At 60.9% G+C, this 12,548-nt stretch carries 10 protein-coding genes; 2 read left to right on the plus strand and 8 right to left on the minus strand.

The window, feature by feature from the left end:
- Positions 1-38: 38 nt before the first annotated feature.
- From ycaC to AB4N48_RS13875, 6 genes are all read right to left on the minus strand, one after another.
- Positions 39-662 carry an isochorismate family cysteine hydrolase YcaC gene (gene ycaC / locus AB4N48_RS13850; protein ID WP_016774080.1) on the minus strand — a complete coding sequence of 208 codons (624 nt, stop codon included), beginning with the start codon at positions 660-662 and terminating at the stop codon, positions 39-41.
- A 68-nt stretch (positions 663-730) separates the two neighbouring features.
- The gene (locus AB4N48_RS13855; RefSeq protein ID WP_460093664.1) at positions 731-2,569 is read right to left on the minus strand and encodes an amidohydrolase; all 1,839 of its coding nucleotides are present in this window, start codon (positions 2,567-2,569) and stop codon (positions 731-733) included.
- Between the two features lie 40 nt (positions 2,570-2,609).
- A complete protein-coding gene (locus AB4N48_RS13860) occupies positions 2,610-3,236 on the minus strand; it encodes an antibiotic biosynthesis monooxygenase (RefSeq protein WP_110646470.1) in 627 nt (208 codons plus the stop codon).
- Entirely contained in the window at positions 3,229-3,642 is a 414-nt protein-coding gene (locus tag AB4N48_RS13865; protein ID WP_024012430.1) for a DoxX family protein, read from the minus strand. Before AB4N48_RS13865 ends, AB4N48_RS13860 begins: the two co-directional genes overlap by 8 nt.
- 636 nt (positions 3,643-4,278) lie before the next feature.
- Complete coding sequence (locus AB4N48_RS13870) at positions 4,279-5,202, minus strand: LysR family transcriptional regulator (RefSeq protein WP_039762138.1); 924 nt, start codon at positions 5,200-5,202, stop codon at positions 4,279-4,281.
- Between the two features lie 54 nt (positions 5,203-5,256).
- Positions 5,257-6,240 (minus strand): MBL fold metallo-hydrolase, encoded by a 984-nt coding sequence (locus AB4N48_RS13875; protein WP_150741525.1) that lies wholly within the window; start codon positions 6,238-6,240, stop codon positions 5,257-5,259.
- Positions 6,241-6,476: 236 nt separating this feature from the next.
- Between AB4N48_RS13875 and AB4N48_RS13880 the strand changes: the two genes are divergently transcribed.
- Positions 6,477-6,908, plus strand: a complete 432-nt coding sequence (locus tag AB4N48_RS13880) for a helix-turn-helix domain-containing protein (RefSeq protein WP_041478577.1) — start codon at positions 6,477-6,479, stop codon at positions 6,906-6,908.
- Between the two features lie 134 nt (positions 6,909-7,042).
- Positions 7,043-9,892, plus strand: a complete 2,850-nt coding sequence (locus tag AB4N48_RS13885; RefSeq protein ID WP_460093667.1) for an ATP-binding protein — start codon at positions 7,043-7,045, stop codon at positions 9,890-9,892.
- Here AB4N48_RS13885 and AB4N48_RS13890 read toward each other — a convergent pair.
- Both AB4N48_RS13890 and AB4N48_RS13895 read right to left on the minus strand, forming a co-directional pair.
- Positions 9,857-11,329, minus strand: a complete 1,473-nt coding sequence (locus tag AB4N48_RS13890) for an ATP-binding protein (protein WP_460093669.1) — start codon at positions 11,327-11,329, stop codon at positions 9,857-9,859. The two genes, AB4N48_RS13885 and AB4N48_RS13890, sit on opposite strands and share 36 nt — an antisense overlap.
- Positions 11,330-11,419: 90 nt before the next feature.
- Positions 11,420-12,370 carry a GlxA family transcriptional regulator gene (locus tag AB4N48_RS13895; RefSeq protein WP_056784478.1) on the minus strand — a complete coding sequence of 317 codons (951 nt, stop codon included), beginning with the start codon at positions 12,368-12,370 and terminating at the stop codon, positions 11,420-11,422.
- Between the last annotated feature and the right edge of the window lie 178 nt (positions 12,371-12,548).

Raw genomic sequence — 12,548 nt, forward strand, 5'->3', positions numbered from 1 at the left:
ATGCAGGAGCTGCCGAAGGCTGCGATCTTTTGATTTTCTTACTTGGCGGTGAACTTGGTGTAGCTGTTGATCAGGTTGCGATAGTTAGGCAGACGCTCGGACAGCAGATGCGCCAGGCCTTCCATGTCGTTGCGCCAGTCGCCTTGCAGCTCGCAGGCCACAGCGAACCAGTTCATCAGGTGTGCACCGGCGGCCGACATCCGCGCCCACGCCGCTTGTTGCACGGTGGTGTTGAAAGTACCCGACGAGTCGGTGACCACGAACACTTCGAAGCCTTCAGCAATCGCCGACAGGGTCGGGAAAGCTACGCAAACGTCGGTCACTACACCGGCGATGATCAGTTGCTTGCGGCCGGTGGCCTTGATCGCTTTGACGAAGTCTTCGTTGTCCCAGGCGTTGATCTGGCCTGGACGCTGAATGAACGGCGCGTCAGGGAATTGCTCGAGCAGTTCCGGCACGATCGGGCCGTTTGGACCTGCGTCGAAGCTGGTGGTCAGAATGGTCGGCAGCTTGAAGAACTTGGCGATGTCGCCCAGTGCCAGCACGTTGTTCTTGAACTCGTTCGGCGAGAAATCCTGCACCAGCGAGATCAGACCGGTCTGGTGGTCGACCAGCAGGACGACGGCATCATCTTTGTTCAGACGCTTGTAAGGAACGCTCATGGCAAAACTCCTGGATGGATGGTTGTTACGGGAAGCGCCGGCCCTGATGACCGGCGCTTTTTTAAAACTCAGAACGCGAAGCAGGAACAGCCGAACGCGCCCCAGAAACCGGCGAAATCGCTGACCGGTGCATTCGACATCCGCGCTTTTTCATGGCTGTGGGTGTGCACGGCGCATGGCCCGCTGCACTGGTGAACCTGCGCTTGCAGTGGCGAGTTCGGGCGCCAGTGGCCCGGGACTTTGACTACCGGCGACCAGTCCGGCAGCACCGGAATCGAGCGCGGGCCGAGGTCTTCGAAATCGCCGGCGGCGTAGACGATCTTGCCGCCGACCACGGTCATGACCGACTCGATCCACTTGATCGCTTCTTCTTCAACGCTGAAGAAGTCCGCGCTCAGTGCCGCCAGGTCTGCCAGTTGGCCGACGCGGATCTGGCCCTTCTTGCCCTGCTCCGAGGAGAACCACGCGCTGCCGTGGGTGAACAGCTCCAGCGCGGTGCTGCGTGGCAAGCCTTCTTCGTAAAGCGCCAGACCGCCAACGGTGCGGCCGCTGACCATCCAGTACAGCGAGGTCCACGGGTTGTAGCTGGACACGCGGGTGGCGTCGGTACCGGCGCCGACCGGCACGCCTTCGGCGAGCATGCGCTTGATCGGTGGCGTGGCTTCGGCAGCTTGTTTGCCGTAGCGATCGACGAAGTATTCACCCTGGAACGCCATGCGATCCTGAATCGCGATACCGCCGCCCAGCGCTTTTACACGCTCAATATTTTGCGGGGTGATGGTTTCGGCGTGGTCGAAGAACCACGGCAGACCGTTGAACGGAATGTCGCGGTTGACCTTCTCGAACACGTCGAGCATACGGCTGATCGATTCGTTGTACGTGGCGTGCAGACGGAACGGCCAGCGCTGCTCAACGAGGTGGCGCACCACCGGTTCCAGTTCCTGTTCCATGGTGTGCGGCAGGTCCGGGCGCGGTTCGAGGAAGTCTTCGAAGTCGGCGGCAGAGAACACCAGCATTTCGCCGGCGCCGTTGTGGCGCAGGTAATCGTCGCCCTGATGCAGCTTGACGCTGCCGGTCCAGTTCTGGAAATCGGTCAGCTCTTCTTTCGGCTTCTGGGTGAACAGGTTGTAGGCGATGCGTACGGTCAACTGGTCGTCTTTGGCCAGTTGCTCGATGACTTGGTAATCGTCCGGATAGTTCTGGAAACCACCGCCGGCGTCGATCGCACTGGTCAGGCCGAGACGATTGAGTTCACGCATGAACTGGCGGGTCGAGTTGACCTGATATTCCAGCGGCAGCTTCGGCCCTTTGGCCAGGGTCGAGTAGAGAATCATCGCGTTCGGCCGCGCGACCAGCATGCCGGTCGGGTTGCCGTTGCTGTCGCGGACGATTTCGCCACCCGGCGGGTTTGGCGTGTCGCGGGTGTAGCCGGCCACACGCAGGACAGCGCGGTTGAGCAGCGCACGGTCGTAGAGGTGCAGGATGAACACCGGAGTATCCGGCGCGGCCTGGTTGATTTCTTCCAGGGTCGGCATGCGTTTTTCGGCGAACTGGAACTCGTTCCAGCCACCGACCACACGCACCCACTGCGGGGTGGGCGTGCGATCGGCCTGATCCTTGAGCATGCGCAGCGCGTCGGCGAGCGATGGCACGCCTTCCCAGCGCAGTTCGAGGTTGTAGTTCAGACCGCCGCGAATCAGGTGCAAGTGCGAGTCGTTGAGGCCAGGGATGACGCAGCGGCCCTTCATGTCGACCACTTGTGTGGCGCTGCCCTTGAGGGCCATGGCCTCGGCATCGTTACCGACGGCGACGAAACGGCCATCCTTGATCGCCACCGCACTGGCCAGTGGTTTTTCCCGGTCTACGGTATGAAATTGGCCATTGAATAAAATCAGATCGGCGCTCATCGCAGTTCCTCAAGCGAAAGTGAAAAGAAGCAAACCCCGCTCAACGCGGCGAGGTTTCTTGGGAATCGAGGTGTTCGTGGGCCTGACTGGCTTCCAGCCACGGGGTAAACAAACGGGTGACCGGCGGCATCACCACGTAGACCACCGAGAGGACGATGGTCAGGGTGATCAGGAACGTGGCGACCACGTAGTTGGACAGAAGCGGATGCAGCGCCAGCAGCGGGCCCCAGATCAGCGGCACCAGCAGGGTGTGCGGCAGAATCACCAACAGTGTGACGACAGCCTGCTTCCAGCGCGGCGGCGGCGAGCCGGCCTCGGCCAGCGGTGTGAACCAGAATTCATTGACCGGCGCGACTTCGGTCTGATCACCGTCAGCCAGCATCGGTGCGGCTTCAGCCACCAGCGCCTGACGCTCGGAGGATTCCAGCCAGCCCTGCATCGCTTCGGTGGAGCTAAAGCGCAATACGCAAGTGTAGAAATCCAGACGCCCGCGCTTGCCGCGCACCACGTCGACACCCAAATGCCCTTCGCGCTGCCCGGCGACGCGCACGATATTGCGCAGCCATGCTTCATACGCCGATTCGAAACCGGTTTTGACCGAGTGTTTGATGATCAACGTGACGGTCTCATCGGCCCCCGGTGCTTGTGAATTGAGGACTTCAGGCATAACGCAGCACTCCGGGCAAACGAACAGGGATCGCCAGCCGTCCCGGCCCGGCAATCAATACGGTGGTGAAAAGAATCAACAGCAACCAGCCAAACTGCCCTTCAGCCACACTCCATTGCGGATGCACGACCAGCAGCGCCACGAGCAGTACAAAGAGAATAGGCAAACAAGCCAATCGCGCCAGCACACCGGCGACGATCAGCAACGGGCAGAGGACTTCGGCGAAAATCGCCAGGATCAGGGTCAGGTGAGCGCCGAGGTGGAACGGGTCTTCGATCAGTTGCAGCTGCGCGGTGAAGTCCAGCAACTTCGGCAAGCCGTGCACCCACAACAGAAACAACCCGCCGCTGACTCGCAGAAACAGCAACCCGATGTCGCGCGCCTGTTCATCCCTCGTAGCAATCATGACCCGACCCTTTGAATGTCATTGACGGGAATCATGCCAAGGCCGGCGCGGGAGAAATTGGATGGGTGTGCTTAGTTGCTTTTCAGGTCTTTGATGTTCTGCCGCCAGCCACAAAACAATGTGGGAGTGAGCCTGCTTGCGAAGGCGTCAGGTCAGTCACATCCACACTAACTGACACACCGCTTTCGCGAGCAGGCTCGCGCCTACAGGTTTTTGTGGTGACCAACAATGTTCATTCCACCCCGAATCCCTGTGGGAGCTGGCTTGCCAGCGATTGGTCGGCACATCCACCACCTTCTTTGACGGACCCACCGCAATCGCTGGCAAGCCAGCTCCCACAAGTCTATGTGCCGAATCACAAAGCCCGGTCAGCCCCGAATTTCTCTGTGGGAGTGAGCCTGCTCGCGAAGGCGTCAGGCCAGTCACATCCACACTAACTGACACACCGCTTTCGCGAGCAGGCTCGCTCCCACAGGGATTGGCGGCGTGCATTCAATTTGCAGACCGCCACAAAAACAATGTGGGAGTGAGCCTGCTCGCGATTGCGTCAGGCCAGTCACATCCACACTAACTGACACACCGCTTTCGCGAGCAGGCTCGCTGCCACAGGAGAACTGCTTGTGTAATCGAGGGCGGTTAAAGCGCCGGAATATCCAGCGGCGCCGCCATGAACTGGCTAATGCGCGAGCGCAGCCATTTCTCTGCCGGGTCGTTGTCGTGCACCCCGCTCCAGGCCATGGACAATTGCGCGGCATCGATCGGGAATGGCGGATCTTCGGCACGCAGGGCGCAGCCTTCGACCAAGGCACAGGCGGCGTAGTCCGGGACCGTCGCGATCATCTCGGTACCGGCGAGCAAGGCGCGCAAGCCGCTGAACTGCGGCACGCCGAGAACGACTCGGCGGCAACGGCCGATCTTGGCCAGATCCAGATCGATATTGCCGCTCAGGTCACCGGAGAACGACACCATTGCATGCGGACGTTCGCAATATTCGTCCAGGGTCAACGGCCCCGGACGGTCGTCGCCGCGCAGCACTTTGCAGGGAATATCACGCAGCTTCTTGCGCTTGGCGTTGGCAGGCAGATCCGTGGTGTAGCTGACGCCCACGGAAATTTCTCCAGAGGCCAACAACGCCGGCATCAACAGATAGTTGGCGCGGCGCACCACCACGACGATCCCCGGCGCCTCCTGCTGAAGCTGGCGCAACAGCGGTGGAAACAGACCGAACTCGGCGTCGTCCGACAGACCGATGCGAAATACGTCGCAACTGCTGGCCGGTTCGAACTCCTTGGCGCGGCTGACTGCGCCGGAAATCACGTCCATTGCCGGTTGCAATTCCTTGAGGATCGCCAGCGCCCGCGCTGTCGGCTCCATGCCGCGACCGTTGCGCAGCAGCAACGGATCGTCGAACAGATCACGCAAGCGCCCCAGTGCAGCACTGACCGCCGGCTGGCCCATGAACAGTTTTTCCGCCACACGGGTCAGATTCTTTTCGAACATCAGCGCTTCGAAAATCACCAGCAGGTTCATGTCGACGCGGCGCAGATCGTTACGGTTCATGGGTGTGGTTTCCTTATCGGTGTCAGACGCTTTTTGCCACAGGCGTTGGGCACTTTACTCGATCAATGGCACTTTCGCCGCGCGTTTGTACGGACCGTACTCCACCGGCACCCATTGGAAATGTTTGCCCTCGGCGGTGATGTGGCCGATGCCCGGGAACGGCAGATGCGCTGCCGTCACCCAGGTCTTGCTTGCCGCCGCAGAACTGAACACTGCCTGACGACTGCTGATCGCTTGCTGACTGTTGACGTCGAAACCGATCGACACTTCCGGGTGCAAAAACTGCACCGCGAGGTTGTGCACCAGATCGCCCATGAACACGATGCTCTGTTGCTGCGAGGTGAAGCGGTACGTGGTGCTGCCCGGCGTGTGGCCGGCTTCCAGGGTTGCTTCGACCAGCCCGGGCAGCGGTGATTGCCCGGCGGCAAACGTCTTGAAGCGACCGGCGGCAACATAAGGCGCCGTAGAGTCCCGGGCTATCTTGAAAAACTCTTTGGCGCCCGCCGGGGCCTTGGCCAGCGCTGCCGGATCGAGCCAGTAGTCGGCCTCGGCTTTGGCTGCAAACACGGTGGCGTTGGCGAACACCGGTTTCTTTTCGGCGTCGACCAGACCGCAGACGTGATCGAGGTGCAGGTGCGTCAGCAGAATCGTGTCGACCTGTTCAGGCTTGTAACCGGCGGCCTGCATGTTGGCCGAGAGTTGGCCTGCGGTGGCGCCGATGCACTGTCCTGCGCCCGTGTCGACCAAAATCAGTTGTTTGCCAGTGTTGACCAGAAAGGCATTGAACGCCGTCTGCACGCCAGGGGTTTCAATCGAACGGCGCGCAAGCAGCGCGCGAATCTGACTCTGGCTCATGCCCTGCAACAACTTCGGCGACAAATCGTTGTAACCGTCGAACAACGCGGTGACTTCGTAATCGCCGACAGCCAGCCGGAAATAACCCGGCGCCTGAGTGCCAACCTGCGGTGCCTGCGCCATGGCGCCGGACATTGCCAGCACGACCGCCAGCGTCGTTGCCGCTTTCACCAAGCTTTTCATTGCATTCCCCTTTGAACCTGGCCAACGGCGGCCATGCTTTGTCGACATCGTCGCGCAAAGCGCCGGGCGCTGACTTGCAAGGATGTGCTGAGTTCCAGCCTGAGCGAGGAAATTAACAACGATTAACTCGTCAGTCTCAAGGCATCGCCCAACAATGAAGCCCTCTGCGCAGCGTTGCTTTTTTGACCTGAGGGAATGCGCCGACCGTGCCTTCCCCACCGACACGGACCTTGGCCATGGCTTATCTACAGCAATCCGTCGCCCTCGCCCCTGCCAGCGAACCGCGTAAAAACACGACTGGCGGACTCAGTCCGCAGCGCGAACGCCAGATCAAACAGTTGATCCTCGATCGCTTGGGCGAAAGCCTCGAAGTAGCTGAGCTGGCCCGGGCATGTGCACTGTCACGCAGTCATTTCTCCCGCGCATTCAAGTGCAGCACCGGCCTGTCGCCACAGGACTGGATCCGCGCCCAGCGCCTGGCTCGAGCCAAGTTGCTGATCCAGCACACCGACTTGAGCCTGACGCAAATCAGCCTCGAATGCGGCTTCTGCGATCAGGCGCACTTCTGCCACATGTTCACCCGCAGCGAGGGCATCAATCCCTTCGCCTGGCGCTGTCGAGTCATGGATAAACCGAAAAACACCGCAGCGCAGCCTGCGGTGTTTTGACTGCTGCCGTTACGCCACCCGTTGCACTGATGCTCAAACCTGAGGATTATGCCCGGACACCCCGGATCAGACGGCCTGCGCTTGCGCCAGGCACTGATTCGCCCTGTCCGCCGCATCACCGCAGGAGCGCGCTGTTGAGTTTTTCCCCGAATCAGGCCATTGCGTTTGGCCCCTATCGGATTCATCCCGGGCAACGATTGCTACTTGAAGGCCAACAGCCTTTGCGCCTGGGACGGCGGGCGATGGACATCCTCCTGATTTTGCTGGCCCATGCCGGTGAAGTGGTGAGCAAACAGCAATTGATGGCCGGGGTCTGGCCAGACAGTGTCGTTGAAGACATCAATTTGCGCGTGCACATGGCAGCGCTGCGCAAAGCGCTTGGCGACGGGCAGAACGGCCAGCGCTACATCGTCACCGTGGCGCAGCGCGGCTACAGCTTTGTCGCACCGTTCGTGCTCGACAGCATCGAAGCAACGCCTGCGGTCGCCGCGCCCCGGCACAACCTGCCGCTGCGTCGTACGCGGATGATTGGTCGCCAACCCCTGATCGATCACTTGATTACGCAACTGCCGCGCCGACGCTGCATCACTCTGGTCGGCCCCGGCGGCATTGGCAAGACCACCGTCGCCCTGCGCGTCGCCGAACAATTGCTCGACCAGTATCGCGACGGCATCCGCCTGGTGGATCTGGCGCCCATCGCCGATCCCGCGCTGATCGGATCGCATCTGGCGACGCTGCTTGATCTGTCCGCAGCTGAAGGCGATGCGCAGGCTGGTCTGGTCGACGGCCTGCGAGAACAGCAAATGTTGTTGGTGATCGACAACTGCGAGCACTTGATTGATGCGGTCGCCGCGCTCAGCGAGCAGATTCTGCGGGGGGCACCAAAGGTGCATATCCTGGCGACCAGCCGCGAGAGCCTGCGCGCTGAGGGTGAGTTCGTGCAGCGTCTGGAATCGCTCGAATGCCCGTCCATGTCGACCCCGATGGAGCCGGCCCAAGCACTGGGCTTTGCTGCGATGCAGTTGTTTGTCGAGCGCGCCACCGCAGCCAGGGAAAACTTCCGACTGAGCCACGCCGAGTTGCCGCAAGCGATCGAAATCTGCCAGCGCTTGGACGGCATTCCGCTGGCACTGGAACTGGCCGCCGCGCAGGTCAGCGAATTGGGCATGGACGGATTGCTCAAGCAATTGCGCGAGGGTTTGCCGCCATTGTCGGCCGGACACCACAGCAGCGCCGAACGCCACCTGACCCTGCGCGCGACGATGGACTGGAGTTTCAACCTGCTCAACGTCTGCGAGCAAACCTGTCTGCGGCGACTGGGGATTTTCCGCGGCAGCTTCACCCTCGCCTCGGCGGCAGCGGTGATCATCGGTCAACAGATTGATCCCGGCGCGGTGTTCACCGCCGTCACGCAATTGGTGGCCAAATCCCTGCTGAGCGTCGAAGTGGGCGACGAAGATGTTTTCTATCGCTTGCTCGACACTACCCGCCACTACGCACTGGAAAAACTCGAACAGGCCGACGAGCTCAACGCAACCCGCCAACGCCACGCCGAGCGATGCCTGACACTGATGCAGCAGGCGCAGGCGGATTGGGACAATACTCCGACTGTATTGTGGATGGAGCGCTATGCCCGGGGTCTGGAGGATTTGCGCGCGGCGCTGGACTGGAGCCTCAACGGCCCGGGACCGGATGAGCTGGGGGTGCAACTGGCAGCCGCGTCGGCGCCTTTGTGGCAGGAGCTGTCGTTGCTGCGCGATTACAGCCGCTATGTACGCCGGGCACTGAGTCTGCTGGAGGCTTCGCCAGCAGACTCGCTGCTACCGCCCTGCCCTCGCCTGCAAATCGCCTTGAAACTGGCGCTCGGTAGCGCCAGCTACCACACCTGGGGCGGCACGCCACAAACTATTCAGGCCTTCGTCGACGCCTGCCAATTGGCCGAGGAACACGGCGATCTGGCCGGGCAACTGCGTGCGATATCGGGGCATATGGCGGTCAATCTGAGTTGCGGGCATTACCGCATGGCGCTGGCGCAGAGTGAGCAATTCGACCGCATCGGACTGCATGGCGAACCGCTGCTGTCACTGAGCACACATCGCTTGCGGGTGCTGGCCCTGCATTATGCCGGCGACCAGCCGCAGGCCCGCGTACATGCCGAGCAGGTGCTGCAACGCATGGCGCACAGCGGCCATCTCAATCGTTTCACCCATGGTTTTGGCGTGCAATACGACCAGAGCGTCGCTTCGCTGACAGTACTGGCCCGAGTGCTGTGGTTGCAGGGTCTGCCCGAGCAAGCCTGGCGCGCCGCACGGCAGGCGCTGGACATCGCCGTGCAGATCAATCACGGCACATCGATCTGTTACACCCTGGCGCTGGCCAGTTGTCTGATCGCTCATTACAACGGCGAGCATGTAAACGCCCGCGCGCTGCTGCAGTTGCTGCTGGAACAATCGCAGAAGCACTCGGTGCTGCTGTTCAATAACTGGGGCCGGCAGTATGCGCAGGTGATCGATCCGGATAATGCCGTGCCCGTACCAGCACAGAGCAGCGGTCTGATTCGGGAAGTGATGGTTACGCTGGATGAGCGTTTTGTCGATGATGCACTGGTGGAGCGCGCGCGCAATGGCGATGCGGGATGGAGTGCAGCGGAGATATTGCGGGCGCGGGCGGCGGCATTGTTGAAGGGTTCATCCTGTGGGAGCGAGCCTGCTCGCGAATCGGCCCGCTCAGACACCGCTGAAACCCGAGAAGCCGAACAAACCCTGCAACAAGCTCTGGCCATCGCCAGAAGCCAGGGCGCCCTCGCTTGGGAACTGCGCAGCGCCACGGACCTCGCCCGATTATGGCAGCGCCAGTCCCGCCATCGCGAAGCATGGGATTTGCTCAGCCCCATTTACCAGCGCTTCACCGAAGGCTACGCCACACCGGACTTGCGCAAGGTCCGCCTGCTACTCGACAGCCTCCACGAGCAGTGCCCGGCCTGAAGCGTTGCGCGTTCTGCTGAGATAGCGCGCATGGCGCTGTTTCAGTTCGAAATTGTCGTCACTGCGCTCGAACTGATCACGAGCATAGCGGCGCACGGTGTTGAGCATCCAATAGCGGGCCGTCGCACGGTTGGGTTCTCGAACAAGCAACGATTTGCGCGCCAACCCTTCGATTATCGCGGACAGTCTGGAACCCGCCACATCCGCGCTGCTGATCACACTCAGTGCGGCCTCCAGGGTAAAGCCCGCGCTGAATACCGACAGACGCAGCAGCACACGCTGTTCCATCTCCGTCAGGTACTGGAAGCTCCAATCGATCGCAGCGGCCATCGACTGATGGCGCGGTTCCGCGGTGCGCCGGCCTTGGCCAAGCAACTGCAGGCCGTTTTCAACCTGTGCCTGCAAGCCGATCAAGCCAAGCGCGTCGATCTGCGCAGCGGCGAGCTCGATCGCCAGCGGCAGACCGTCCAGTTGACGGCAGATCTCGCGCACACCTGGCAAATCCTGCTCACGCAAACAGAAGCCATGCTGCCGTGCCCGCGCGCGATTGACGAACAACTGCACCGCCGGATAGCCCATGGCTTCTTCGACGGTGTTCAATGTCGAGCGCTTGGGAATCGCCAACAGCGGCACGTAATGAACGGTCTCCTGCGCGACTTGCAAGGCTTCGCGGCCGGTGACCAGAATCGACAGGCGAGGCGCAGCATGCAACAGCGTTTCCACCAGTGCCGCACAGCTGTCGCGCTGGTGGTCGCAGTTATCCAGGATCAACAAGGCGTGCCGGCCGGTCAGTGTGAAAAAGTCTGTCTTCAGGGTGTGCAACAGGCGCTCGAGTAATGGAATGTCATCTTCGAGGCTGGCAAGGTCGACCCACCAGGCGCCATCGCGAAAGTATTGCAGGAGCAATTCCGCCACGCGCAATGCCACAGTGGTCTTGCCAACACCCGGCGCACCGGTAATCGTCATCAAGCGGCATACCGGCATTTGTCGAACCAGACTACCAATCAGGGCGTCGCGCCCACTGACTGGCGTCAGTCGTGCCGGAAGATTGTGCAGGGGCATGAGCGCGGCAGCGGGCATGGTCAGCGCATCACTGGTGCCCTGCTCCACCGGGGCGACAAAACTGTAGCCGCAGTGCGCCACGTGAATGATGAAACGCTGCCCGTTTACGCCGTCACCCAGTGCGCGGCGCAACGCCGCAATGTGCACCCGCAGGTTGATCTCTTCGACGACCGAGGTCGGCCACACTCGAGCAATCAACTGCTCTTTGCTGACCACCTCACCCGCGTGTTCGAGCAGCGCCTGAAGGATGTCCATGGCGCGCCCGCCCATGCGCAACGGCTGCTCTCCTTCAAGGACCAGACGTTGGCGCACATGAAAGGCGTAGGGGCCGAAACGCAGCACTGAACCGTGGCTTGTGTCGTTGTGATTATTCATGCCAAACATCTTGGCACTCTCGCGTGACGATACAACCGCCAGAGCCGACGCAGCACGGACATCCGACTGCGTCAGACGGACAGAACCGCTCTAGCTGAACTGTTCGCGGTATTGTAACGGTGTAAGACCGAGCTTTTCGGCGAACAACGAGCGCATGTGCCGGACACTGCCAAAGCCGCTTTTGTAGGCGATGGTCTTGAGCGGCAGATCGCCGGTTTCCAACAGGTTTCGCGCGCAGTCAATGCGGGCATTCTGCAAAAACTCCATCGGCGTCATATTGACGTCACGGGCGAACAGGCGAGCAAAGTGCCGTGCGCTCATGTTCGCCAATCCAGCCATGCGCTCGACGGTGAACGCTTCATCCAGATGTTCAAGGACGTAATTCTGTGCGCGGGTGATGGGCGTTTCTTGCGGTGAGACTGCCGCCATCAACGGGCTGAACTGCGCTTGACCGCCCTGGCGCTTCATGACCACCAACAAGACCTTGGCAACGTCCTGGGCGATTTTCTTGCCGTGATCTCTGGCCACCACCGCCAGCGCCAGGTCGATGCCGGCCGTAACGCCACCGGAGGTGATGAGATTACGATCCTCGACGTAGATCTGATCGGTGGTCACCGTGGTTTTCGGGAAAGCCTCGATCAGCCGTTCGGTGTAGTTCCAGTGCGTGGTGACGCGATAACCATCAAGCAGGCAGGCGTGGCCGAGGATGAATGCGCCAGTGCAAATCGAACCGTAACGCTCCGCGCGCGGCACGGCTTTTTTCAACCAGCCAAACAGCTCGGGAAATCTCTGGTTATAGGCGCCGGGTCCGCCCGGCACCAATAGCAGGTCATAGCGCTCGGCCGCTTCGTCGATGTGCAAGTCAGCCTGAACCTGCACGCCGTTGGACGCCCTCAGCAAGCCGCGCTCTGTGCCGAGAGTCGTCAATTGATAGTGCAGATCAGGTTTCAGATAACGGTTGGCGACTGAAAACACCTCCAGCGGCCCCGCCATGTCGAGCATCAGAAAGTCAGGGAACAGCACCATTGCCACGGTTTTCATGGGAGGTTTCACACATATTCAAGGGTCAATACGCACGCTTCAGCCAAGGCATTATGGCGGACCGAGTGTTCAGGAGCGTGATCGAATGGGTGAACCATAACGCAAAACTGTCAACCTGAGCCGGACAGTCTTTCAATTTCCATCTACTTATTGCCTCACCGGGTAACCAGTAACCTTC

This window comes from Pseudomonas sp. S2_C11 (assembly GCF_054668395.1).